Annotated in this window: 24 protein-coding genes; 19 read left to right on the top strand and 5 right to left on the bottom strand. The window is 70.8% G+C overall.

Annotated features, from left to right (window positions below):
* Window positions 1-79: 79 nt before the first annotated feature.
* Complete coding sequence (locus tag ACZ4Z4_RS27355; protein ID WP_468332694.1) at window positions 80-970, top strand: trypsin-like serine peptidase; 891 nt, start codon at window positions 80-82, stop codon at window positions 968-970.
* A 4-nt stretch (window positions 971-974) separates the two neighbouring features.
* Here the strand turns inward: ACZ4Z4_RS27355 and ACZ4Z4_RS27350 are convergent, their stop codons facing one another.
* Window positions 975-2,585: an N-acyl-D-amino-acid deacylase family protein gene (locus ACZ4Z4_RS27350; protein ID WP_468332691.1), complete on the bottom strand. Its 1,611-nt coding sequence runs from the start codon at window positions 2,583-2,585 to the stop codon at window positions 975-977.
* A gap of 489 nt (window positions 2,586-3,074) precedes the next feature.
* Window positions 3,075-4,394, bottom strand: coding sequence for an amino acid deaminase (locus ACZ4Z4_RS27345; protein WP_468332688.1), 1,320 nt, complete (start codon window positions 4,392-4,394; stop codon window positions 3,075-3,077).
* Between the two features lie 29 nt (window positions 4,395-4,423).
* Here ACZ4Z4_RS27345 and ACZ4Z4_RS27340 point away from each other — a divergent pair, with 29 nt between their 5' ends.
* From ACZ4Z4_RS27340 to ACZ4Z4_RS27325, 4 genes are all read left to right on the top strand, one after another.
* Window positions 4,424-5,569, top strand: a complete 1,146-nt coding sequence (locus tag ACZ4Z4_RS27340) for a sugar kinase (RefSeq protein WP_468332685.1) — start codon at window positions 4,424-4,426, stop codon at window positions 5,567-5,569.
* Window positions 5,566-6,342, top strand: a complete 777-nt coding sequence (locus tag ACZ4Z4_RS27335; RefSeq protein WP_468332682.1) for an IclR family transcriptional regulator — start codon at window positions 5,566-5,568, stop codon at window positions 6,340-6,342. Before ACZ4Z4_RS27340 ends, ACZ4Z4_RS27335 begins: the two co-directional genes overlap by 4 nt.
* Before the next feature lie 7 nt (window positions 6,343-6,349).
* A complete protein-coding gene (locus ACZ4Z4_RS27330) occupies window positions 6,350-6,760 on the top strand; it encodes a RidA family protein (RefSeq protein ID WP_361055398.1) in 411 nt (136 codons plus the stop codon).
* Window positions 6,761-6,874: 114 nt separating this feature from the next.
* Window positions 6,875-8,365, top strand: a complete 1,491-nt coding sequence (locus ACZ4Z4_RS27325; RefSeq protein WP_468332679.1) for a GntP family permease — start codon at window positions 6,875-6,877, stop codon at window positions 8,363-8,365.
* A 71-nt stretch (window positions 8,366-8,436) separates the two neighbouring features.
* Here the strand turns inward: ACZ4Z4_RS27325 and ACZ4Z4_RS27320 are convergent, their stop codons facing one another.
* Complete coding sequence (locus ACZ4Z4_RS27320) at window positions 8,437-8,628, bottom strand: hypothetical protein (RefSeq protein WP_468332676.1); 192 nt, start codon at window positions 8,626-8,628, stop codon at window positions 8,437-8,439.
* Between the two features lie 12 nt (window positions 8,629-8,640).
* The gene (locus tag ACZ4Z4_RS27315) at window positions 8,641-9,492 is read right to left on the bottom strand and encodes a helix-turn-helix domain-containing protein (RefSeq protein WP_468332673.1); all 852 of its coding nucleotides are present in this window, start codon (window positions 9,490-9,492) and stop codon (window positions 8,641-8,643) included.
* A gap of 285 nt (window positions 9,493-9,777) precedes the next feature.
* Here ACZ4Z4_RS27315 and ACZ4Z4_RS27310 point away from each other — a divergent pair, with 285 nt between their 5' ends.
* Window positions 9,778-10,281, top strand: coding sequence for an ATP-binding protein (locus ACZ4Z4_RS27310; RefSeq protein ID WP_468332670.1), 504 nt, complete (start codon window positions 9,778-9,780; stop codon window positions 10,279-10,281).
* Between the two features lie 1,123 nt (window positions 10,282-11,404).
* Here the strand turns inward: ACZ4Z4_RS27310 and ACZ4Z4_RS27305 are convergent.
* Window positions 11,405-12,748 carry a M14 family metallopeptidase gene (locus ACZ4Z4_RS27305; protein ID WP_468332667.1) on the bottom strand — a complete coding sequence of 448 codons (1,344 nt, stop codon included), beginning with the start codon at window positions 12,746-12,748 and terminating at the stop codon, window positions 11,405-11,407.
* 320 nt (window positions 12,749-13,068) lie between these two features.
* Between ACZ4Z4_RS27305 and ACZ4Z4_RS27300 the strand changes: the two genes are divergently transcribed.
* From ACZ4Z4_RS27300 to ACZ4Z4_RS27240, 13 genes are all read left to right on the top strand, one after another.
* The gene (locus ACZ4Z4_RS27300) at window positions 13,069-14,400 is read left to right on the top strand and encodes an Nramp family divalent metal transporter (protein ID WP_468332664.1); all 1,332 of its coding nucleotides are present in this window, start codon (window positions 13,069-13,071) and stop codon (window positions 14,398-14,400) included.
* 81 nt (window positions 14,401-14,481) lie between these two features.
* Window positions 14,482-15,393, top strand: a complete 912-nt coding sequence (locus tag ACZ4Z4_RS27295) for a hypothetical protein (protein ID WP_468332661.1) — start codon at window positions 14,482-14,484, stop codon at window positions 15,391-15,393.
* Between the two features lie 105 nt (window positions 15,394-15,498).
* On the top strand, window positions 15,499-16,209 hold the full coding sequence (gene cpaB, locus ACZ4Z4_RS27290) for a Flp pilus assembly protein CpaB (protein ID WP_398300693.1): 711 nt from the start codon (window positions 15,499-15,501) through the stop codon (window positions 16,207-16,209).
* A 10-nt stretch (window positions 16,210-16,219) separates the two neighbouring features.
* On the top strand, window positions 16,220-17,833 hold the full coding sequence (locus ACZ4Z4_RS27285) for an AAA family ATPase (protein ID WP_468332658.1): 1,614 nt from the start codon (window positions 16,220-16,222) through the stop codon (window positions 17,831-17,833).
* A 113-nt stretch (window positions 17,834-17,946) separates the two neighbouring features.
* The gene (locus tag ACZ4Z4_RS27280) at window positions 17,947-18,285 is read left to right on the top strand and encodes a TadE/TadG family type IV pilus assembly protein (protein ID WP_468332655.1); all 339 of its coding nucleotides are present in this window, start codon (window positions 17,947-17,949) and stop codon (window positions 18,283-18,285) included.
* Between the two features lie 34 nt (window positions 18,286-18,319).
* A complete protein-coding gene (locus ACZ4Z4_RS27275; protein WP_468332652.1) occupies window positions 18,320-19,657 on the top strand; it encodes a CpaF family protein in 1,338 nt (445 codons plus the stop codon).
* Complete coding sequence (locus ACZ4Z4_RS27270; protein WP_468332649.1) at window positions 19,654-20,601, top strand: type II secretion system F family protein; 948 nt, start codon at window positions 19,654-19,656, stop codon at window positions 20,599-20,601. Before ACZ4Z4_RS27275 ends, ACZ4Z4_RS27270 begins: the two co-directional genes overlap by 4 nt.
* A gap of 34 nt (window positions 20,602-20,635) precedes the next feature.
* Window positions 20,636-21,526, top strand: coding sequence for a DUF5936 domain-containing protein (locus ACZ4Z4_RS27265; RefSeq protein ID WP_468332646.1), 891 nt, complete (start codon window positions 20,636-20,638; stop codon window positions 21,524-21,526).
* 249 nt (window positions 21,527-21,775) lie between these two features.
* On the top strand, window positions 21,776-21,994 hold the full coding sequence (locus tag ACZ4Z4_RS27260) for a hypothetical protein (RefSeq protein WP_362996249.1): 219 nt from the start codon (window positions 21,776-21,778) through the stop codon (window positions 21,992-21,994).
* A gap of 53 nt (window positions 21,995-22,047) precedes the next feature.
* The gene (locus ACZ4Z4_RS27255; RefSeq protein ID WP_468332643.1) at window positions 22,048-22,596 is read left to right on the top strand and encodes a pilus assembly protein TadG-related protein; all 549 of its coding nucleotides are present in this window, start codon (window positions 22,048-22,050) and stop codon (window positions 22,594-22,596) included.
* A gap of 32 nt (window positions 22,597-22,628) precedes the next feature.
* Window positions 22,629-23,237: a hypothetical protein gene (locus ACZ4Z4_RS27250; RefSeq protein ID WP_468332640.1), complete on the top strand. Its 609-nt coding sequence runs from the start codon at window positions 22,629-22,631 to the stop codon at window positions 23,235-23,237.
* 3 nt (window positions 23,238-23,240) lie between these two features.
* Window positions 23,241-23,891, top strand: coding sequence for an OmpA family protein (locus ACZ4Z4_RS27245; protein WP_468332637.1), 651 nt, complete (start codon window positions 23,241-23,243; stop codon window positions 23,889-23,891).
* A 27-nt stretch (window positions 23,892-23,918) separates the two neighbouring features.
* Complete coding sequence (locus ACZ4Z4_RS27240) at window positions 23,919-24,719, top strand: class I SAM-dependent methyltransferase (RefSeq protein ID WP_468332633.1); 801 nt, start codon at window positions 23,919-23,921, stop codon at window positions 24,717-24,719.
* Window positions 24,720-24,743 lie beyond the last annotated feature (24 nt).

Below are 24,743 nucleotides of genomic sequence, written 5' to 3'. Positions count from 1 at the left end.
TTGTCCGGCTGCACAGGGACCCCAAGAATGCCGTCTGACAATCACCCGACAGGCGTACGTCACGAGGGGGGCTCCACAGATGGGCAAGAAGAGCAACGTGGTCGCGGGCGGGCTGATCGCCCTGGCGCTGACCGGGGCGAGCGCGATCCCGGCGTTCGCGGGGAACACCGGGGCGAGCGACCGGCAGACCGGGCAGGCGCAGACCACGAAGGGGGAGGCCAAGGCCAAGGCGAAGGCGGTCGACTTCGCGGGGACGGTGGCGCTCAGCAACTGTTCCGGCTCCGTCGTGCGCACGCCCAAGTCCAAGCCGGGCGACCCGGCCCTCGTCCTCACCAACGGCCACTGCCTGGAGACCGGGTTCCCCGCCGCCGGTGAGGTCGTCGTGGACCGGCCGTCCACCCGCACCTTCAAACTGCTCGACGCGGAGGCGAACGACGTCGCCACGCTCCAGGCGTCCAGGATTGCCTACGCGACCATGACGGACACCGACATCACCCTCTACCGGCTCACCAGCAGCTACCGCGACATCACGCGGAAGTACGGCATCAAGCCGCTGGAGCTGGAGGACGACCACCCGGTGAAGGGGCGGGCCATCACGGTGGTCTCCGGGTACTGGAAGAAGACCTACAGCTGCAACATCGACGGGTTCGTGTACCGCATGAAGGAGGGGGAGTGGACCTGGAAGGACTCCGTCCGCTACACCCCCGCCTGCCAGACCATCGGCGGCACGTCCGGCTCGCCGGTGATCGACCACAAGACCGGCAAGGTCACCGCCGTCAACAACACGGGGAACGAGGACGGCGAGCGCTGCACCGTCAACAACCCCTGTGAGGTGGACCGGAAGGGCAACGTGACCGTGCGCCAGGGCATCAACTACGCCCAGCAGACGTACGGCATCGTGCCGTGCGTCGGCAAGGGCAGCGTGATCGACCTGGGCCGCAAGGGCTGCAAGCTGCCCCGTCCCGCCTGACGCGTCACGGCGTCCGGCGTACGGCGCGTCCCGCGAGGACGTCCGTGCGCCGGCCGTCCCGCATCACGAACCGGCCGTCGATCAGGACGTGCGGAATGCCGGTCGGATACGTGCGGGGAGCCTCGAACGTCGACCCCGCCGCGACCGTCTCCGGGTCGAAGAGGACCAGGTCGGCGCGGTAGCCCTCGCGGACGACGCCCCGGTCGGGGAGCCGCAGGCGCGCGGCGGGCCGCGAGGTGAGGTGGGCGACGGTCTCTTCGAGCGACATGACGCCCAGCTCCCGCGCGTACCGCCCGAGGTACTGCGGGAACGTGCCGTACGCGCGCGGGTGCGGCTTGAACCCTTGCAGGATCCCGTCGCTGCCGCCCGTGTGCACCCGGTGCCGCATGATCGCCCGGACGTTCTCCTCGTGGCCGACGTGCTGGAGGATCGTCGAGCCGAGGTTGTCGTTGATGAGCAGGCGCCGGGCGGTGATCCAGGGCGCCTCGCCGCGCGCGTCCGCGGACTGCTGGATCGTCTTCCCCACGCAGGAGGCGAGCCCGGGGTCGCTCACCCCGGAGATCTCGATCGTGTCCCACTCGATGGGTACGCCGTGACAGCCGTCGGCGCCGATGACCTCCATGTGGTGGCGGATCTTCTCGGCAGTTTCGTCGTCCCGGAGCCTCGCGAGGATCGCGTCCGGCCCGCCCTCGCTCGCCCAGCTCGGCAGCATCGCGACGAGGGTCGTACAGCCGGGGGTGTACGGGTACGTGTCGAGGGTGATATCCGCGCCCCGCGCCAGCGCGTCGTCGAGGAGGGCGAGCAGATCCGGCGCCTTCCCCTTGTTCACCCCGAAGTTCATGGTGGCGTGGGCCAGGTGGAGGGGGCAGCGCGCGGTCCGGGTGAGGTTCACCATCTCCTCGTACGCCTGGAGGGCGCCGGCGCCGTAACTGCGGTGATGGGGGCAGTAGTAGCCGTTGTGTGCCGCGACGACCTTGCAGAGTTCGGTGAGCTCGGAGTCGTCGGCGTACATGCCCGGGGTGTAGGTGAGGCCCGACGACATCCCGACGGCGCCCTCGCGCATCCCCTCCGCCACGAGCTGCTTCATCCGCTCCAGCTCGGCGGGGGTCGCCGGGCGGTCGTCCCAGCCCAGCGCGTACATGCGGACGGTGCCCTGGGGGATGAGGTACGCGGCGTTCACGGCGGTACCCCGGCCGCCGTGGGCGGAGTCGAGGGCGTCGAGATACCCGCCGACGGTGCGCCAGGTGAAATCGATGTCGCTGCCGTCGCCGTTCCAGCCGGTGATGGCCTGGCGGACCGCGGCGAGCGTGCGGTCGTCCACGGGGGCGTAGCTCAGGCCGTCCTGTCCGATGACCTCCAGGGTGACGCCCTGGGCGGCCTTCGCGGTGTGTTCGGGGTCGCGGAGGAGGGCGAGGTCGCTGTGGGCGTGCATGTCGATGAAGCCGGGGGCCAGCGCCAGTCCTTGGGCATCGAGGGTGGCCCGCCCGGTCGGCCGGGGGCCCTCCCCCTCCCTCCGGATCTCCGTGATCCTGCCCTCGTGTACGCCGACGTCGGCGCGGTACGAGGCACCTCCGGTGCCGTCTATGACGCGCGCGTCCCGGATGACCAGGTCCATGGGTGCCTCTCCTCTGCGTTCGGCTGCGACTGCTGGGTGCTGCACCCGGCCTCCGGCCGGGTCTTCTCGTTTCCCACCCGCACCACCCGTGCGACTTTCGTCGTCGACTGCGGGTGGCCCGAGCGGGGGTGGCCCGCCGTCGGCGGCGACCGGTGGTTCCTACTCCCGCTTTGCGGTGCGGGGTGAACGGGTGGGTGGGTGGGAGGTATCCGCCGCGGAGCGGCGGGCCTCGCGGGGCTTGCTCGCCGTCGGCGGCGAGTGGTGGTTCCTACTCGGGCTCTGCGGTGCGGGGTGAACGGGTGGGTGGGTGGGAGGTATCCGCCGCGAAGCGGCGGGACAGGAACGCCACCCACCACGGCCGGGAGGGGACCCCGAGCCGTATCCGCCGCGAAGCGGCGGGACAGGGGCGCCACCCACGGCCGGGAGGGGACCCCCGAGCCGTATCCGCCGCGAAGCGGCGGGGCAGTACACCCGCCCAAGACCCCCCGGTCAGAAGAGCGTGCGGATGTAGGACACGACCGCCCCATCCCCCTCCACCACGGGAATCAACTGCCACTTGTCGAACACCGTGCACGGGTGCGAAAGGCCCATGCCGACCCAGTCGCCCACGGCGAGCTCCGCCTCCGGCGAGGTGCGCAGCCACCCGTGCTGGTCGGAGAGGCCGGTGACGGTGACCCCGGTCGCGGGCCGCTCCACGCCGTCCCGGCGGACGACCTGCGCCACGGGCAGGTCGAGGTCGTACGCCGCATCCCGCTTGCCCGCGTTGAGGAACGCCTGCTCCGCGGAGGGCCGCGACACGACCTGCGCCCAGAGGCGGAAGGCGGGCTCCAGCGCACCCTCCTCCGGGACGCGGTTGAAGGGCGTGAGATGCCGGTAGTGGCCGTCGTCATGGGAGACGTACGCGCCGGAGCGGAGCAACTTCAGGACGGGCACCGACAGTTCGGGGATCTCCGCGAAGACCGACGCCACCGCGTCGAACCACGCGCTGCCGCCCGCACTGACCACGACCTCCGGCAGGTCCGCGAACCGCCCCGCCTCGTCGAGGTCGACGAGGAGCGCGACGAGCCGGCGCAGCCACGCCGTGACCGTCCCGGTCGACGCCTCCGGCACCTCGCCCTCGTACCCGGCGACGCCGACGAGCCGCAGCGTGTCCGCGGCGGCGACGGCGTTGGCGATGTCGAAGCACTCCGCCTCGGTCCGCACGCCGGTGCGCGCCCCGTCGCCCGCGGCCAGCTCGATCACCACGTCCACCGGGCGGCTCGCGCCCGCCTCGCCGAGCGCGGCGTGCATCAGTTCGACGCCGCGTACGGAGTCGACGTAACAGATGAAGCGGAAGGAGGGGTCGGCGTCGAGCTCGCCCGCGATCCACCGCAGCGCGGCCGCGTCGACGAGTTCGTTGGCCAGGAAGATCCGTGCGATGCCGAACGCCCGTGCCACGCGCACCTGGTGGGGGACCGCGAGCGTGATGCCCCAGGCGCCGCGCTCCATCTGTCGGGCGAAGAGCTGGGGGGCCATGGACGTCTTGCCGTGCGGCGCGAAGGCGAGGCCGTGGCGCTCGGCGTACGTCTCCATGAGGGCGAGGTTGTGCTCCAGGCGCTCGGCGGAGAGCGCGAGGACCGGGGTGGTGAAGCCGCCGGTGAAGAGGTTCCTGCGCTGGGCCGCGAGCTCGCCGACGGTGAGGCCCGCCGCGTCCGGCGGCAGCCCCTTGAAGCGGTGGTCGACCCGCTCGTCCGCGAGCGCGGCCAGCGCGTCGGCGGACCGGTCGCCGGCGGTTTCGAGGGCGGTGTCGACGGCGTCGTCGGCGGCCATGGGCGCCTCCTCCAGAGGTGCGTTGCAGCATGTGCAACAGTCATTGCGTATGTCGCTTACTGCTGTCTAACATCCGAGCCAACGCCGGGTCAACGGATCCGGAGAGTCGGTTGAGGGGCTGGAAGACAGTGACCGCACAGGCAGCAGTGGACGTCGTGGCGCTCGGCGAGTCCATGGTCACCTTCCTGCCCGCACGGCCCGGCCGCCTCGCCGACGTGCCCTCCTTCGACCGCGGGATCGGCGGCGCCGAGTCCAACGTCCTGTGCGCGCTCGCCGCCGCCGGGCACACCACCCGCTGGGTCAGCCGCGTCGGCACCGACGGCTTCGGCGACCACCTCGTCGAGACGGTCGCCCGCTTCGGAGTGGACACCTCCGCCGTGGGCCGCGACCCGCACCGCCCCACCGGCATCTACTTCCGCACCGCCGACGACCGCGACACCGACACCCACGAGGTCGTCTACTACCGCGCGGGCTCCGCCGCCTCCGCCATGTCGCCGGCCTCCGTCGACCAGGACGCCCTCACCGCGGCCCGCATCCTGCACCTGTCGGGCATCACGCCCGCGCTCTCCGCCGACTGCCTGCGTCTCGTACGCCACCTCTGCGCCCGGCGCCCCGACCGCGGCCCCCTCGTCTCCTTCGACGTCAACCACCGCCCGGGACTGTGGCAGGGCGCCCCGGAAGGGCCCGCCGTCCTGCTCGACCTCGCCCGCGGCGCCGACCTCGTCTTCGTCGGCGAGGACGAGGCCGCGACGGCCTGGGGCGTGACCGGCGGCCCCGACGCGATCCGCGCCGCCCTGCCCGAGCCCGCCACGCTCGTCGTCAAGCAGGGCAGCCGCGGCGCGACCGTCTTCCGGCGCGGCGAGGACCCCGTCTTCCAGGCCGCCCTGCGCGTGGACGTCGTCGCACCCGTCGGCGCCGGTGACGCCTTCGCCGCCGGCTTCCTCTCCGCCACCCTGCGCGGGCTGCCCGCCGCGCACCGACTGCGCCACGGCCACCTGATGGCCGCCGCCACGCTCACCGTCCCCGGCGACCTGGCCCGGCCGCCCGCCCGCGCACACGCCGACCGCCTCGCCGCCCTGGACGACGCCGCCTGGGAGACACTTCGTCTCGGCCCCGGCTGGACGGATCACGCCCCGGCACGGACCGAGGCCGACGAGGAGGTACGTAACCCATGAGCCAGACCGTCGACCGCGCGCTCTCGATCCTGCCGCTGCTCGCCGAGGGCCCCGCCGACCTGGGCCAGGTCGCCGACCGGCTCGGCGTCCACAAGTCCACGGCGCTCCGGCTCCTGCGCACCCTCCACGAACACGGTCTCGTCTTCCGCCAGACCGACCAGCGTTACCGCCTCGGCGCGCGCCTGTTCGCGCTCGCCCAGGAGGCCGTCGAGAACCTCGACGTGCGCGAGATCGCCCACCCCCACCTCCTCGCCCTCAACGAGAAGTGCGGCCACACGGTCCACCTCGCCGTGTACGAGGAGCAGGAGGTGCTGTACATCGACAAGGTCGAGAGCCGCTATCCGGTGCGGATGTACTCCCGCATCGGCAAGCCGGTGGCCATCACCGTCGCCGCCGTGGCGAAACTGCTGCTCTCCGACTTCCCGGAAGCCGAGCGCCGCGCGATCGCGGAGAAGCTCGACTACCCCACCTACACGTCCCGTTCGACACCCAACGCCGCCGCGTTCCTCCGGGAGCTGGACAAGGTGCGCGAACAGGGCTGGGCCACCGACCTCGGTGGCCACGAGGAGTCCATCAACTGCATCGGGGCCCCCATCCGCGGCGCGGACGGGCGTGTCGTCGCCGCCATGTCGGTCTCCGCGCCGAACGTGGTCGTCACCGCCGAGGAACTCCTCACCCTCCTCCCGCTGGTGCGCCGCACGGCGGACGCCATCAGCCGGGAGTACTCCGGCGCTGCCCCCGATGCGAAAACCGTCCCTCACAAGGAAGCCTGATCAGCGAATGACCGAGAAGACCGCACTCACCCCGGCCACCCACACCACCCCGCCCGCGAAGTTCTCCCACGGCGTGAAGAAGGGCAACATCCTCCAGGTCGCCGGTCAGGTCGGCTTCCTCCCCGCCGAGGAGGGCAAGGCCCCCACCCCCGCGGGCCCGACCCTGCGCGAGCAGACCCTCCAGACGTTCGCCAACGTCAAGGCGATCCTCGAAGAGGGCGGCGCCACCTGGGACGACGTGATGATGATGCGCGTCTACCTCACGGACGTGGACCACTTCGCGGAGATGAACGAGATCTACAACGCGTACTTCGAGGAGCAGGGCCTGAAGGCCCCCGCCTCGGCGCGCACCACCGTCTACGTGGGTCTGCCCAAGGGCCTGCTCATCGAGATCGACGCGCTCGCCGTCCTGAGCTGACCCGCATCACCACCCAGCAAGCCGTACGTCGTCACGGCACGGCGCCTCACCCGCACGAGGCGCCGTGCCGCGATCCCCCCTGCTCGAAAGCCCCATGCACTTACGAGGTCAACGATGTCCCCGTCCCACACCGCCGTGCTCGCGGCCGCCCCCGCCGCCGAGGCACCACCGCACACCGGCGGTCTCCTCGCCCTGATCGACGGCACGGCGGGCCTGCTCACCGTCGCCGCGCTCGGCATCCTGCTCCTGCTCTTCCTGATCATCAAGGTCAGGTTGCAGCCCTTCGTGGCGCTCCTCGCGGTCTCCATAGCCGTCGGCCTCGCGGCCGGCCTCTCCGTCACCGAACTCTTCGGCACCGTCCAGAAGTCCGACGCCGTCTCGGTCATCGAGTCGGGCATGGGCGGCATCCTCGGGCACGTGGCGATCATCATCGGCCTCGGCACGATGCTCGGCGCGATCCTGGAGGTCTCCGGCGGCGCCGAGGTGCTCGCCTCCCGCCTGCTCGGCCTCTTCGGCGAGAAGCGCGCCCCCCTGGCCATGGGTCTGACGGGTCTGATCTTCGGCATCCCCGTCTTCTTCGACGTCGGCATCTTCGTCCTCGCGCCGATCGTCTACGCCGCCGCCAAGCGCAGCGGCAAGTCGATCCTTCTCTACTGCCTCCCCCTGCTCGCGGGTCTCTCCATGACCCACGCGTTCCTGCCCCCGCACCCCGGCCCGGTGGCCGCCGCCGGTCTGCTGAAGGTGGACCTCGGCTGGGTCATCCTGATGGGCATCGTCTGCGGCCTCCCCGCGGTGGTCGCCGCCTGGGCGTTCTCCGCGTGGATCGGCAAGCGCATCTTCGTACCCGTGCCGCAGGACATGGTCGAGGCCGCCGAGGAGGCGAAGGCGGCGGTCGTCGCCGAGCAGCGCGCCGCCGGTGTCGAGCCGCGCGAGAAGCCGGTGCCGCTGGGCATCGTCTTCGCGATCATCGGCACGCCCCTGTTCCTGATCCTCCTCGCGACGTTCTCCTCGATCGCCTTCGATCCCTCGACGTTCCGCTCGGTGATCGAGTTCTTCGGCAGCCCGTTCGTGGCGCTGACGATCGCGCTCCTGATGGCGTACTACCTGCTGGGCATCCGGCGCGGCTGGTCCCGCAAGTCCCTGGAGACGGTGTCGACCGCGTCCCTCAAGCCGGTCGGCAACATCCTGCTCGTGGTCGGCGCCGGCGGGATCTTCGGCGCGGTCCTCAAGGCGAGCGGCGTCGCCAAGGCCCTCTCGGACACCTTCCAGGACGTGGGCCTGCCCATCATCGTCCTCGCCTACCTGCTCTCCCTGGTCCTGCGCGTCGCCCAGGGCTCGGCGACGGTCGCGATCGTCACGACGGCCGGCATCGTCGCCCCGCTCCTCGCCGAGGGCGACCACTCGCAGGCGTTCGTCGCCCTGGTCATCATGGCGATCTCGGCGGGCTCCATCTTCGCCTCGCACGTCAACGACGGCGGTTTCTGGATGGTCGCCAAGTACTTCGGCATCAGTGAGCGGGACACGCTGAAGACGTGGACCGTGCTGGAGTCGGTCCTGTCGGTGGCGGGCTTCGCGGTGGCCGCGCTGGTCAGCCTGTTCGTGTAGCGGCTTCTGGTACGTGGACGGGGTGCCCGGCGGATCGCCGGGCACCCCGTCGATGCGTCGTCAGTCCGTTGTCACAGGAGGTGGTCGGCCTTGCCTGCCTTGATGTCCCGGATGAGGGTGCGGAGGGCTTCGCGGGTGTCGGTGAGGGGGTTGTCTTCTTGGCCTGCGACGGCGATGTAGGCGTTGCCGGTCGCGTCGGTGCCTATGCGGAAGCAGGAGTTTCCCTCGCCGCAGAAGGGGTCTTCCCAATTGATGTCGGGCATTGGAACGTCTCCTCAGATTTGGCCTGCGATGGTGCGGATGAACCTGTGTGAGTCCTCGGAGGAGAGTGCGATGTTCTCCATCCAGTCCAAGTGCGCTCGGTACTTCGCCAACTGTCCTTCGGCATGGAGGAAGTCGGGCCCGTGGGAGCTGTCGACCTGTACGGTGTCGAGTCGCGGTACGGGGCCCTCCGCGTACAGCACCGTCTGCCCGGCGCCGGGGAAGGCACCCGCTTCGAACGGGATGACCAGGAGCGTCACATTGGCCTGCTCGGACTTCTTCAGTAGGTGTTCGAGTTGCGCACGCGCCACATCCCGGCCGCCGAATTGCATGCGCAGCGCCGCTTCGTGGACCAGGGCTACGAACTCCGGTGCGCCGTCCCCCTCCAGAACCTGCTGACGTTCCACGCGATGGGCCAGTCGTAGAGCGACCTCGTGCGGCGGCAGTTCAGGGATCACGACACGGAACAGCGCCAGGGCGTGGTCCGACGTCTGGAGCAGGCCGGGGATGTGCACGGAGTAGGCGGCACGCATGCGCACGGCATGTGCCTCCAACTCCGCGATGTCCAGCAGCCCTTGCGGGAGCGTCCCCCGGTACTTGTCCCACCAGCCCTTCTGCCCCAGCTGGGCCATCTCCACCAGCGCGTCGACGTACGCGTTGTCCCGGCACTCGCAATTGCAGGCCAATGTGCGCAGCCGCTCCGGGCTGATGGCGCGCACCCCGGACTCGATGTGGGAGATCTTGCCCCGGTCCACACCGAGCAGCCCGGCCGCGTACTCGGCGGAGACCCCTGCCGACGTACGCATCCTCCGGACTTCGGCGCCCAGCCGCTTCTGGCGCTCCGTGGGTGAGGTTCTCGCTGCCATGCCGTTCCTTCCGCATGCGGTCCCCGCAGTCTGCCGTGCGCGTGTGCGACCGGACCACGTTAGGCGCAACTTTCACTGAAGAGTGCCAAATTAGGCCCCACTGTCGGTACGTTGGGTAACGCACCAGTCACACGCCGAAGCTACCGGCAGTGCATCACGTGGACCTGGCCTCGATCTCCTTCCCTGGGAGAGGGTGGGTCCGCGTCAGGGAGACGAGCCACCGGCGGCCAAGTCAGTCCAACGCTCAACGTCAGTCAATCTCACGCAACGCCAAGGGAGTTCGCCATGCCCACGACCGCCTCCCCGCCCGACGGGATCACCGCCTGCCCCGCCCGGGGCGACGCCTCCGCCCCCACCCCCGACACCCTCGCGTACAGCCTCACCCTGCCCTCCGCCCTCACGTCGCCGACGATCGCCCGCGCCCTCACCCGCACCGTGCTCACCGCGCACGGGTTGGCCGCGCTGGTGGACCCGGCGACTCAGGCGGTCGCCGAACTGACCGCCGTGGCCTGCACGTTCAACGCGACGCCCGAGGTGTACCTCTCCCTCCGCTTCCGCGACGGCACGCTCCGCGTCATCGTTTACGACGGCCACCCCCGCCACACGCACCCCCGCCTCGCCGCCGCCTGCGACGCCCGCCGCCGGGCGGCGCTGAGGCTGCTCGCCTGCGTGGCGCGGGCGTGCGAGGGCGACTGGGGTTTCGGGGAGGCGCGGGAGCCGGGTGGCGGTACGCGGATGTGGGCGACGGTGCCGTACGGAGGGGGCGTGACGTACGGGACGCCCGGCTGAGGGAGGGCGCGGGGCGGGGACTTCGGTGGGCCCGTGCCTTGGATGGTTACCGGGGCCGCCCGGTTTTTGCGGAGTGTGGCGGTTCCGGGCCGGCAGTAAAGGGCGCTCCCTGCGGTCGCGTCGGCTGCGCCGATTCCGCTTCGCTCCACCCTTGACTCCCGTCCCTCCACCGCACGTTGACTTCGACCCGGACGGCCAGGGGTGGGGCCGACGGGTACTGTCTGTCGGGTCATCCCCTTTCGCTGCCGGGTGCGGCCCGGTCCATCGTGGGTCGACGTCACGGTCGGGGCTCGGCCTCCCGGCTCCCGGCTTGGCTGCTCGGGTCATCGGCTCTCGCCGCCGGGTACGGACCGGCTCAACGTGGCGTGCCCGGCGTGGTTGGGGTGCCGTCGGACAGTGGGGGCTGCCGGGCGGGCACCTACTTTGGGAAAGTTGTGAATGGGATGGGTGCGCGCCCCCTGCCACGCCCCGCACGCCGTCGCGCACAGCCGCTCAGGGGTGGGGTTGGGGGGCGGCGGGGCCGCTTGGTTGGGGGGGCGTATTGGCCGTTCGGGGGGGCGTGCGGCACACGCATTCGCAACTTCCCCAAAGTAGGTCCCCGGGCGGCAGCCTCTCCCTCCCGGCCTCGCTCTTCGGCCGGACGGCAGCCTCTCCCTCCCGGCCTCGCCCTTCGGCCTGGCGGCGCATCGCATGTGAATGGGGGGCGCGCGACCTCCTGGTTCACTACTTTTCCAAAGTAGGTGCCCGAGCCGCCGCCCACGTTGGGCCGGTCCGCACCCGGCCGCGAAAGCCGATGACCCGAGCGGCGAAGCCGGGGGCCGAGGCCCGATCGTGACGTCGGCGCACGTTGGGCCGGTCCGCACCCGGCGACGAGAGGGGAGGGCCCCACCCAGAGTTTCCGTCGGCCCCACCCCTGGCCGTCCGGGTCGAAGTCAACGTGCGGTGGAGGGACGGGAGTCAAGGGTGGAGCGAAGCGGAATCGGCGCAGCCGACGCGCAGCGCAGCGGAGCGCCCTTTACTGCCGGCCCGGAACCGCCACACTCCGCAAAAACCGGGCGGCCCCGGTACCCATCAACGACACCGGCCCACCGAAGCCTCCGGGGACTCCGGTGGGCCGTAAGTGTCAGCCCGTGCAGTACTGCTGTTCCTTGCCGATCGAGCGGTACATGCAGTCCGAGTTCTCCAGGAGTTGCAGGACCGCGTCGCGGTTGCGGGACGTCTCGCGCTCGATCACCTCGTCGGGCGGGTAGAAACCGCCGCCGCCGGCGGACGACGGATACATCTCGAAGGTGTAGCTGAAGATCTTCTGGCTGCCCCACAGCCAGTCGTTGATCGACCCGTCCGTGATGTAGAGGTCGCTGGACTGCTGGGGCGTGTAGCCGTTGCTCGCGGCCATCTTGCGGCCGACGGCGGCGTGCGCGTCGCGGTCGTCCTGGGTGAGGCCGGGGCCGGTGTCGCTGTAGGTGTAGCCGTACGGCCACAGGACGAGCTCGCTGTACGTGTGGAAGTCGATGGCGGCCCTGATCTGCTGCTTGCCGCCGACGACGCGGCTGCGGACGAAGTTGGAGACGACCTTCACCTCGGGGGCCGACTCGGCGCTCGGGCCGCGGTAGGTCTCGGACCCCGTGCTGCCGGAGGAGCCGCCGCAGCAGCCCCAGCGGTAGGCCCAGTTGCGGTTCATGTCGGTGCCGACGTTCGACGAACCGGCGTTGGGCTGGCGGTTCTTGCGCCAGCTGCGGTAGGAGCCGGACGCGATGTCGTACTCGCCGCCGTCCGGGTTCAGGTCCGGCACGATCCAGATCTCGCGCTCGTCGACCATCTTCTTGACCCGGGCGTCGGTGGCGTAGTCGTCGCCCAGCTCGCGCAGCAGATAGAGCGCCATCTCCACCGTCAGGTGCTCGCGGGCGTGCTGGTGGTGGGTGAAGAGGACCTCGGGCTCGGCCTCGTCGGTGCCGACGTTGTCGCTGATCTTGATGGCGACGATGTCCCGGCCCTGGTAGGACTTGCCGATGACCCGCTTGCTCATGAGGTTCGGGTGGGCCGCGACGCGCTGGTCGATCGCCGCGGTCATCTCCGCGTAGTTGTGGTAGCGCGAGTCGGCGGGCGGGAAGTCCTTGGCCTCCACCGGATCACCGTTCGTCCGCTTCGGTGGCCCGGCCAGCGGCTTCAGCTCGTAGCCGGCCTTCCGCAGCGCCGCGGCCTCGGTGGCGTCCGCCGAGACGACCACCGCGTGGGCGTCGACTTCGTCGATCGTGACGCCGGTGCGGGCGAGCGCGGTGCGCGCGGCACGGTCGTCGCGCAGCGGGATCTGGTACTGGCGCGTTTCCTCGTCGGCGACGGTGGCCGCGCTGCGGGGCGCCGGGCCTGCCTCGCCCGACGAGGCGTTGGCGGAGAGGGGCGCCGCGAGGGCGAGGGCGAGCAGGGCCGCGAGGGCGGCGGATCTCCTGCCGCGTATGCGGAGTCGCATGAAGTCTCCTCAGGGGTGGGGGGGTTGTTCAGTGCGACGTGCGGGGCGCCACGTCGGGGTGCGACGTGCGGGAGCGCTGTGCGGGTGCGGATACGGGCGCGACGTACGGGTGCGTCGTACGCGTGCGACGTACGGGTGCGTCGTGCGGCATGGCGTGCGGGGTGACGCGCGGGCCCATCGTGCGCGCGTGGCATGCCCCCGTCAACGCTGTCTTTGGCCAATCCGTGCGGGGCGCGCGCACCGCGGGCGCGGAACCGCAGAGGAGCACGGCCGCGTACCGACCCCTTGTGCCCCGGCCGTCCATGCGCTTTCTTGATCGCATGGCTGAAACCACAGGCAGCGCCACCGGCACGGGCGACGCGGCACCGCGGCCGCGCAAGTCGAGCTGGAAGTACATCGGTCCCGGCATCGTCGTCGCGGCGACCGGCGTCGGCGCGGGCGACCTCGTGGCGACCCTGATCGCGGGCAGCAACTTCGGCTACACGCTGCTGTGGGCCGCCGTCATCGGCTGCGTCGTCAAGATCTCGCTCGCCGAGGCGGCGGGACGCTGGCACCTGGCCACCGGCCGCACCCTCTTCGACGGCTGGGCGAGCCTCGGCCGCTGGACGACGTGGTTCTTCGTCGTCTACGTCGTGATCTGGGGGTACGTCTACGGGGCCGCCGCCATGTCGTCGTCCGGGCTGCCACTCCAGGCGCTCTTCCCCGACGTCATGGAGCTCAAGTGGTGGGGCATCCTCACCGGGCTCGTCGGCCTGGTCTTCGTCTGGTTCAACAAGTACGCCGTCTTCGAGAAGGTCATGACGGTGCTCGTCGGCATCATGTTCGTCGTCACCGTCTACCTCGCCGTCCGCGTCACCCCGCACCTCGGCGACGCCTTCGCGGGCCTGCTGCCCGTCCTGCCCGACGAGAAGGACTCGGTCCTCAACACGCTCGGCCTGATCGGCGGCGTCGGCGGCACCATCACCCTCGCCGCGTACGGCTACTGGGTCAACGCCAAGGGCTGGACGAACACCGGCTGGATGAAAGTGATGCGGCTCGACAACCGCGTCGCGTACATCACCACCGGCGTCTTCGTCGTCTCCATGCTCTTCGTCGGCGCCGAGCTCCTCCACTCGGCCAACGTCGCCATCGCCAGTGGCGACAAGGGACTCGTCCAGCTCTCCGACATCCTGGAGAAGGAGTACGGGAACGCCACCGCCAAGCTGTTCCTCGTCGGCTTCTTCGCCACCTCGTTCACCTCCCTGATCGGCGTGTGGCACGGCGTCAGCCTGATGTTCGCGGACTTCGTGGAGCGCTACCGCAAGCAGCGCGTCGGCGCCGGGGACCAGGCGCTGACCGGCGAGGAAGTCGCGTCCGGCAGCCACGAGAAGTCCGTGCCGTTCCGCGCGTACCTGCTGTGGCTGACGTTCCCGCCGATGATCCTGCTCTTCCAGGGGCAGCCGTTCCGCCTCATCATCATCTACGGCGTCCTGGGCGCGGCCTTCATGCCCTTCCTCGCGCTCACCCTGGTCTGGCTCCTCAACTCCACGCGCACGCCGCGGGAGTGGCGCAACGGCTGGCTCAGCAACGGCATGCTGACCATCGCCGGTCTGCTCTTCCTGATCCTGTGCGTCAAGCAGATCACCGACCAGGACTGGGGCAGCTTCTTCTAACTCATGAACAGTGGGAAGTTGGGTGTTGAGGCACCCATGACGTGGATATGGTGCTGAGGCAGAAGTGCACGAGGACCGGGGGTGTACGCGTTGCCGACCGCCATAGCCGTCACCGGACCCGACCTCGTGCTGCCGTCGCCCGACCGGCACACCCCGTCGGCCGCCGTCCTCCAGTCGGCCGTGCGGTCCCCGCGCGCGTACTCGCTCGATCAGGCGCTCACCGAGATGCACACCCTCATCGAGCACCACGGATACGTGATCGTCCTCTGCCCGTCCTCCGCGCCCGCGTCCGTCCACCAGCGCCTGCACGCGGTCCGCTCGGTCCTGGAGAGCGACCGCATCGCCGTCGTCCGCTCCGACCTGCCCCCGCTCGCACTCGCCGTACTCGCCCTCCAGCTGCGGCAGTTGTCGATCTGTGACTTCAGTCCGGGCGTCCTGGCCTCCGCCGCCCGCCTCCTCTCCCACTACATCTACGCCGGCGCCCTGCTCGGCTCCGTCGCCAAGCTCGACCGGGTGCCCGTCAGCCTCCAGTCGCACGCCAAGTCCTGGCTCCCGGGCGCCCAGTTCGCGGTCCTCGCCACACCGCGGCCCGAGCTGACGAAGGTGTCGGGCGGCGACGGGGCGGACCTGCCGGGGCCGGGATTCGCCACGCGGCTGCTCTACGCCCCCGGCAAGCTGGCGCCCGGCTGGGTGACCGACACCCTCGCCCCCGCCTGGCACTCCCAGGAGGTCACCGAGGCCCGGCTGCCCGGCGAGTCCGCGCGCTGGTGGGCCACCGGCAGACTCGTCGAGTTCGCCGCCGCCATCCCCGACATCTCCGTCCTCTACCAACTGGTGTCGTCCGTCCGCCGCGACGACTGCCACTGGTGCGGACTCGAACTCATCGGCGACCGCTGCGTGTTCTGCGCGGCCCCGCTGCCACCGCCCTCCGAACGCCCCGCGCAGCGCACCCCCGCGCACGGCACCACCGCCCTGCCGCGCGGCGCCACCTAGGCCAGGACCGACCGACCCCGCACCTCGTACGCGACCGACGACCGCACGTGCGCCACCCCGCTCACTGTCCGTAGCCAACCGCATTCGATCGAGGTAGTCCGGCCCATGAACTCTCGCCAGCGCCGCGGTGTCATCCTGCTGATCCTGTCGGTCCTGTGCGCGGTCGGCGCGTTCGCGGGCGTCCTCTCGGTGATCCGCGACGCCAACTCGAAGGTCGGCCCCGAGGTGCCCGCGTACAAGCTCAAGGGGGACATCGCGCCCTACAAGGAGCTGACCGCCGACCAGTTCGAGAAGGTCGAGATGCCCGAGCGGTGGCTGTCCGACAACGCGGTCACGGACCTGGGCCAGATCCGCGGCAAGATCGCCGTCACCCAGCTGCGCAAGGGCTCGCTGCTCCAGTCCGACATGATCGTCGGGCGGCCCGAACTCGGCCCGGGGCAGCAGGAGATCGCCATCATGATCGACGCGGCGACCGGCGTCGCAGGCAAGATCACACCGGGCTCGAAGGTCAACATCTACGCCACCTTCAAGGGCGAGACCGACAAGGCGAAGGACCAGTCCAAAGTCATCGTGGAGGGCGCCAAGGTGCTCGACGTCGGCAAGCTCACCCCGCTCGAACCCGACCAGGACGACCGCACGCGCCGCAGGGCCACGGAGGCGGTGCCCATCACCTTCGCCCTCGGCACGGCGGACGCGCAGCGCGTCGCGTACGCCGAGTCGTTCGCCACGCACGTCCGGCTCGCCCTGGTCGGCGCGGGCGGCGACGCGACGGTGCCGCCGCGGGACCGGACGTACACCCTCGACGAGGACAAGTAGGAGGTCACGGATGACCACTCGGATCCTCCCGGCCGTCGGCGACATCGACGCGGCCCGCGCGCTCTCCGCCCTGACCGGACAGCTGCCCGACACCGAACCCGCGCCGCCCGTCGCCGACTCCACGGCGCTGCTCGACACCCTCGCGCGGCTCGCCGCCGAGTCCGTCGACGAACTGCCCGAGGTCGTCCTCGTCCACGAGCGGATCGGACCCGTCCCCGCCCTCGACCTGATCCGGGACCTCGTCCTGCGCTTCCCGGCGGTCGGCGTCGTCCTGATCACCGCCGACACCAGCCCCGGACTCCTCACCGCCGCTATGGACTCCGGGGCGCGCGGCATCGTCGGCCTCCCGCTCGCCTACGACGGCCTCGCCGAACGCGTCCAGGCCGCCGCCTCCTGGTCCACCGGCATGCGGCGCCACCTCGGCAACGGCAACGGCGGCCTGGAACTGTACGCGGGCACCGGCCCCGGCACCGGCACCGTCGTCGCGGTCAGCGGCGCCAAGGGCGGCGTCGGAACCACCGTGACGGCCGTCCAGCTCGCCCTCGCCACCGCCGCCTCCGGCCGCTCCGTCGCCCTCCTCGACCTCGACCTCCAGTCCGGGGACGTCGCCTCCTACCTCGACGTGCAGTTCCGGCGCTCGATCGCCGACCTCGCCGCCATCACCGACATCACCCCCCGCGTCCTCCAGGACGCCGTCTACACCCACGAGACCGGCATCGGCCTCCTCCTCGCGCCCGCCGACGGCGAGCGCGGCGAGGAGGTCACCGACCGCGTCGCCCGCCAGACCATCGGCGCCCTCCGCGCCCGCTACGACGTCGTGGTCGTCGACTGCGGCGCCTACGTCACCGGCGCCAACGCCACCGCCGTCGAACTCGCCGACCAGGCCCTGCTGCTCGTCACCCCCGACGTGGTCGCCGTCCGCGCCGCCAAGCGCATGGTGCGCCTCTGGGACCGCCTCCAGATCCGCAAGGCCGAGGAGACCGTCACCGTCGTCAACCGGCACGGCAAGGGCACCGACATCCAGCCCTCCCTCGTCGAACGCGTCACCGGCACCCGGACGGCCCGCTCCACCGTGCCCGCGGGCTTCAAGGAACTTCAGGCCGCCGTCGACGCGGGCCGCATGCAGGACCTCGACAGCCGCTCCACGGTGAAACAGGCCCTGTGGGGCCTCGCGGGCGAACTCGGCCTGATCGAGCCGGAGCCGTCCGCAGCCGGCAGACGGGGCGCCCTGTCCTTGCGCCGAAAGGCGGCGGGCGGCGACCGGGGCGCGGTCACCCTCGAATTCGCCGGGATGTTCCCCCTGCTGCTCGCCGTCATGGCGATCCTCTGGCAGTGCGCGCTGTACGGCTACACGTACTCCCTCGCGGGGAACGCGGCGGACGAGGCGGCGCGGGCCGCCACGGCGGCGTACGCGGCGGGGGAGGGCGCGGCGGGCGCCTGTTCCGCGGCGGCCCGGGAACACCTGCCCGACGCCTGGCAGGGCGCGTCCGTGTCCTGCACGGACGAGGGCGCGGTGTGGAAGGCCCGCGTCTCGGTGGACGTACCCGTCTTCTTCCCGGGCTTCGACGCGGGCTGGGAGGTTCGCGGGGAGGCGGGGGCGGCGAAGGAGGGGGAGGACGGGTGATCACCGCTGTGGGCAGGCGTTCCGCACGGCGGAACGGGTGGGCACAGCCCCCGGTGCCGGGTGCGGGCAAGAGGGCGCCCAACCGGCGCTGTTGGGGCGACCGGGGGGTGTCCATGCTGGAGTTCGCCGGATTCCTGCCGATCCTCTTGCTCATCGGCCTCGCCGCGATCCAGCTCGGCCTCGTCGGCTACGCGGCCAACCAGGCCGGCTCCGGCGCCCGCGCGGCGGCCCGCGCGGCCTCGCAGGGCGAGTCGGGCGAGGCGGCGGGGGCGGCGGCCATGGACGGCGGCCTGACCTCCTCCATCGGCGTCAGCCGGGGCGGCGCGACCACGACGGCCACCGTGGAGGTCCAGGTCCCGACGCTGCTGCCCTTCGTGGACACGGACTGGAGCGTCACGAAGGAGGCCACGATGCCGAACGACGACGACGCCGCCGACGCCGACACCGGCTGAACCCGCGTACACGACAAGGAGGTTGAAGGACGCCATGAGCCTGCGCGACCGCGTGGCCCCCACCCGCCAGACCGAGCCGAGCCGCGACGACGGCCTCGTCGCCGTCTACCGCTCCAAGCTCCTGGAGGAGATCGACCTCGCCGAGATGTCGTCGCTCGCGGCGGCGGACCGCCGCGTCCGCCTGGAGCGCGTCCTCGGCCACATCATCAGCCGCGAGGGCCCCGTCCTCTCCACCTCCGAGCGCGCCCAGCTGATCCGCCGCGTCGTCGACGAGGCCCTCGGACTCGGCGTACTGGAACCGCTCCTCGCCGACACCTCCATCACCGAGATCATGGTGAACGGCCCCGACTCGATCTTCGTCGAGCGCGCAGGACGGGTGGAACAGCTCCCCCTCCGCTTCGCCTCCGCCGAACAGCTGATGCAGACCATCGAACGCATCGTCTCGACGGTCAACCGCCGCGTCGACGAGTCGAACCCCATGGTCGACGCACGCCTGCCCACCGGCGAGCGCGTCAACGTGATCATCCCGCCGCTCGCCCTGACCGGCGCCACCCTCACGATCCGCCGCTTCCCGCGCGCCTACACGCTCCCCGAGCTCATCGGCCTCGGATCGCTCGACGAGCACATGCTGATGCTGCTCGCCGCGTTCGTGCGGGCCCGCTTCAACCTCATCGTCAGCGGCGGCACCGGCACCGGCAAGACCACGCTCCTCAACGCGCTCTCCGGACTGATCCCGGCCCACGAGCGCATCATCACCATCGAGGACTCGGCGGAGCTCCAGCTCCAGCAGGAGCACGTGATCCGCCTCGAATCCCGGCCGCCCAACGTCGAGGGCAAGGGCCACATCACCATCCGCGACCTCGTCCGCAACAGCCTCCGCATGCGCCCCGACCGCATCATCGTCGGCGAGGTGCGCGGTGGCGAGACCCTCGACATGCTCCAGGCGATGTCGACGGGCCACGACGGCTCGCTCGCCACCGTCCACGCCAACACGGCGGAGGACGCCCTGATGCGCCTCCAGACCCTCGGCTCCATGTCGGAGGTCCAGATCCCCTTCGAGGCCCTGAAGGACCAGATCAACTCGGCCGTCGACGTGGTCATCCAGCTCGCCCGGCACGGCGACGGCTCCCGCAAGGTCGCCGAGATCGTGCTGCTCGTCTCGCGCGGGCGCCAGCAGTTCCGCATCGTGCCGGTCACCCGCTTCGTGCCCTACCCGCTCGGCGCCGACCGCATCGTGCACGGCCACTTCGAACACCTGCCGCTGCCGCGCGAGATCGCCGACAAGCTGTACGTCGCGAACGAACCGGTGCCGCCGGCGTTCGGCGTGGCGGAGGCCATCGACGTACTGGACGCAAGGGACGCGATCGGATGACCGACCCCGCACTCCTCGCCCTCGGTGCCACGCTCCTGACCGGCACGCTCGCGGTCGCGGGCGTCCACACGTACGCGTCGGGCCGCGCCCAGCGCCAGGCCCTCGTCGACCGGCTCGCGCTCGGCCCCGGCACGGGGGACGGCGGCCCGCCCGGCCGCGCCCGCCGCTTCGCCGCCGTCGACCGCAGACTGCGCCGGACCCGCCTGGGCAGATCGATCCACCTGCGGCTGTCCTCGACGGGGCTCGACCTGACGGCGGGCGAGTTCTTCACGTACGTCGTCGCGGTGGTCGCCGCGCTCTGGCTGATAGCGGCCGCGACCCTCGCCCCCTTCTTCGGCCCGATCGCGGGCGTCGTCGCGGTGTGGGGCGCGACGGCGTTCCTCAACTGGCAGCGCCAGAAACGCATCGAGGCGTTCATCAACCAGCTCCCGGACGTGGCCCGCATCCTGGCCAACGCGACGGCGGCGGGCCTGGCCCTGCGCACGTCGCTGGCGATGGCGGCGGAGGAACTGGAAGCACCGGCGGGCGAGGAACTCTCGCACGTCGCCGACCAGTTGACGCTGGGCCGCTCCATCGACGACACACTCGGCGAACTGGCGGAACGCCTCCCGTCCCGCGAGCTGATCGTCCTGGTCACCACCCTCGTCCTCTCCAACAAGGCGGGCGGCACGGTGGTCAACTCCCTGCGCAACCTCACGCAGACCCTGGAGGACAGGAAGGAGACGCGCCGCGAGGTCCGCACGATGCTGTCGGAGGTCCACGCGACGGCGTTCACGGTCCCGCTGCTCGGCCTCGGCTCCCTGCTCCTCATCAACTCCTCGAACGAGGGGGCGCTGGAGCGCGTGACCGGCTCACCCCTGGGTCAGACGCTGATCCTGATCTCGCTGGGCCTGTACGGCGTCGGATTCTTCGTGATCCGACGCCTGGGAAAAATCGAAGTCTGAAGGAAGTCCGAGAGAAGCCGAGGAGGGAATTACGTTGCTGGGCTTGCTGCTGGCGGTGGCGATGGGCCTCGCCGTGGCCGGAGTCTGCCAGGGCATCCGCATGTACCGCGCGGACGCGAAGCTCCCCTCCGACCTGGCCGTGGCCCTGGAGGTCGGCGCGACCCGCGTCTCGGCGGCGGGCTCGGCGGTGGACCGCCTGGGCATGCGCTTCGCGCCCCTGGTCCTGCGCGTCATGGGCCCGAAGCGCGTCGACGCCAAACGCCGCAGGATCGACATGGCGGGCAACCCGGGCGGCCTCACGATAGACCGCTACGCGGCGCGGCGGGCCGTCTACGGCGTCTTCGGCCTCGTCCTCGGCCTGGTGTTCTTCGTGAACGGCTCGCCGCTCTTCGGCCTGCTCACCCTGGCCTTCGGGGCGGTGGCGGCGGACGCGCTGATCTGGCAGGCGATCCGCGAACGCCGCGAGGTCATCGACCGCACCCTGCCCGACTTCCTCGACGTCCTCGCGGTCGTCGTCTCGGCGGGCCTCGGCTTCCGCCAGGCGCTGGACCGCGTGGCGGAGCGGTACGAGGGGCCGTGGGCGGACGAGCTGCGCATCACGCTCCGCCAGATGGACATGGGCGTCAGCCGCCGCCAGGCCTTCGACGAGCTGCGCCGCCGCAACGCGTCCGAGCAGGTGGCCCAGTTCGTCTCCGCCCTCCAGCAGGGCGAGGAGCTGGGCTCCCCGATCGCTGACACGCTGATCCAGATCGCGACGGACATGCGCCGCACGGACGCGCAGAACTCCCGCCGCAGGGCGGCGAAGACGATCCCCAAGGCGACGATGGTGACGCTGGTCTTCATGCTCCCGGCCACGATGATCCTGATCGCCTCGGGAATGTTCCTCGGCTCGGGTTCCGACTTCGGTTCGATTCTTGGGCGTTGAGACGAATGTTCGCGAAAGGCCTTCGCGGCTGCAACTCGATGTGGGACAGTCAGTTCTGAGTTCACGGTTCGCGGGAGGGGACTTCGTGCATGGTGATCTCACCGAGGGGGAAGAGAACCCGCCAACTTGCGGTCCCGGCACCCCGGTTACCGCATACGTCGCGCAGAGTTGCTGCCGAAGCACGCCGTGTGGCGTACGTTGCCTCTGACCACAAAGGGCGCGGTATCGGGTGGGAGAGAAGGGTCCGTCGTGCTGAAGGAACGCGTGCTCAATGTCTGGGTCTACTGGACGGTTTCCGTGGCGTCCCGGGTTCGGGGGCGGGAGCGGGATGCGGGGGCGGGGTTTGTGGAGTATGCGGGGTTGATGATTCTTATTGCGGGGATCTTCGTCCTGATCGACGGCTTGGGTCTCGACGGCCAGATCTCCGGAGCGATTCAGGACGCGGTTTCGGACGTGGTCGGCGGCTGAGGCGCGGTCTTTTCCGCGATGACGGAGGGCAGACACTCCCTATCTACATCTGGTTGACGGGGATTCTGCTCTTTGTTGCACTCGCGTTCTTTGCCTTCGCTCAGGCCGCATCCGCGCGAAACGGCGCGCAGACCGCTGCCGACGCCTCTGCGCTGGCGGCAGCCCAAGATGCCAGGGATGAACTCGTGGACGGGCTGGGGCTGTCCATCGGTGAGGGTGACGACTGGCTGGACTGGCTGGCGGGCGACAACTTCATCGGGGGTGGAGCCCAGGGCGCGGCGGAGGCGCTGGCTGCCGACAACGACGCGACCGTCACCGTCTCGCCCGTCGAAGTGAACGGCTACCCGGGCTTCCGCGCGGAGATCGAGACCCTGTACACCGTCGGCGATTCGATCATTCCGGGTACAGAATCCAAGCACGCGAAGGCCGACGCCACCGCGATCATCAAACCCCGCTGTGACCTCACCCCGTCATCGGACCCCGAGAAGGCCGTGGAGTTCGAGTGCGACGGCGGTGAATCCTTCGACATCGATCCGGACGACTTCGAACTGGACGATCTCCCGGACGGTTCCGTGCTGTTCTCCGTCCAGCTGGCCGAGTGACAAGCGATCGACGAGAGAAGGAAGCCGTAGCAATGAGTATTCGGCGTACGTCGATGACCCGCAGGGCAATGACCGCTGTGGCGATCACGACTGGGCTGGTCTTCACGGTAGCCGGATGCGGCGGTGGAGATGGTGATGGTGACAAGTCCGAGAAGAAGTCTTCTCCCACGTCATCCGCCCAGCAGGGCGGAGACGATGAGGAGAAGGACAAGGGAGACGACGAGGCCCCGGCGACGGACGAGGTGTTGGCCGAAGTCAAGGGCGAGGAGAGCATCACCCTGACGGTCACGTCCGCTGTGCGCGACGAGGGAGGCTTCGTGACGGTCTCCGGAAAAGTGACGAACAACGGCGGCAGGTTCTGGGCGGCCGCCAACTGGCGCGGCGAAGAACGAGAGCTGAACAAGAACGGCTCGTCCGTGGCAGGTGCGAATCTGATCGACAACGACGGCAAGAAGAAGTACCTCGTACTCAGGGACACCGAAGGCCGCTGCCTGTGCACCAAATTCACAGGCGGCGTAAAGCCGGGCCAGACTGCCGACTGGTTCGCCCAGTTCCCCGCCCCGCCCGAAGAAACCACCAAGGTCACCTTCCAGGTGGGCGCCATGCCCCCCGCCCCCATCGAGATCTCCGAGGGCGAGTGACCCATGACCCGCCACCTCCGCCGCACCGCCGGCACCGCGGGCACCGCCACCCTCACCGCGCTGGCCCTGCTGCTCGGCCCCGCACCGAGCTGGGCCGACGACGACCCCACCGCCCCACCGGGCAGCACCACCACCTCCCCACCCCCCGAAGTCGACTCCAACAGCCCGGGGCTGAAGCTTGCCGACGGGGCCACGCTCGCGCCTGCCAAGGTGCTGGACATCAAGTCCGTCGTCGAGGACCTCGGCGGCGAGGAGCGGCGTGAGGACACCAACACCGACGTGAAGTTCGCGTTGCAGGCGGAGGTCCTGTTCCCCAAGGACAGCGCGAGGCTGAACCCGGACGCGAACGCCCGGATCAAGGCGATCGCGGAGGAGGCCGAGGCGCAGAAGGCCACCGACGTGCGGGTGTTCGGCTTCACGGACAACCTCGGGTCCTACGGCCACGGCAAGAAGCTCTCCCGCGAGCGCGCGGAAGCCGTCCACGACAGGCTGTCGAGCTACCTCGGCCCCGAGGTCACCTACTCCGTGCGCGGCTACAGCGAGGACTACCCCATCGCGGACAACGGCTCGGAGGAGGGCCGCAAGAAGAACCGCCGCGTCGAGGTCTCGTTCCCACGCGGCGCGACCGGGACGGGGACCGAAACCACCGGCTGAGCCGCCTGCTGCGGCACTATTGCCCCCATGAGCAGCAACAACAGCCAGGCCCCCCGTTCCTTCGACGACCTCCTCGCCGAAGCCGAGGCCGCGCCCACCGAAGGGTGGGACTTCTCCTGGTTCGAGGGGAGGGCCACCGAGGCGCGGCCCTCATGGCGGTACGCCGAGGCGATGGCGCACCGGCTCGCGCAGGCCACCGCGAGCCTCGACATCCAGACCGGCGGCGGCGAGGTGCTGGCCTCCGCCGCCACCCTGCCGCCCCTCGCCGTCGCCACGGAGGGCTGGCCCGCGAACGTCGCCAAGGCCACCGCCCGGCTGCACCCGCGCGGCGTCGCCGTCGTCGCCTCGCCCGAGGACGCGCCGCTGCCGTTCGCGGACGAGGCCTTCGACCTGGTCACCAGCCGGCACCCGGTCAAGGCCCACTTCGACGAGATCGCCCGCGTGCTGCGCCCCGGCGGCACGTACTTCGCCCAGCACGTCGGACCCGCCAGCGCCTTCGAGGTCGTCGAGTACTTCCTCGGGCCGCAGCCGGCAGAGGTCAGGAACACCCGGCACCCCGACCTGGAGCGCGCCGAGGCCGAGGCGGCGGGCCTGGAGGTCGTCGACCTGCGGGCGGAGCGGCTGCGGATGGAGTTCCACGACGTCGGCGCGGTTGTCCACTTCCTGCGCAAGGTGGTGTGGATGGTCCCCGGCTTCACCGTGGCGGAGTACCGCCCGCGCCTGCGCGAGCTGCACGACCGTATCCGGGCGGAGGGGCCCTTCGTGGCCCACAGCACGCGCCACCTCTTCGACCTCCGCAAGCCGGTACTGTCGAGTGTCGACCGGTAAGTGAGCGGGCGGAGCAGAGGAGTT

The sequence above is a fragment of the Streptomyces sp. NPDC030245 genome (assembly GCF_055572995.1).
Note: the sequence above shows the minus strand (reverse complement) of the source record. Positions and strands in the feature narration are given on the sequence as shown.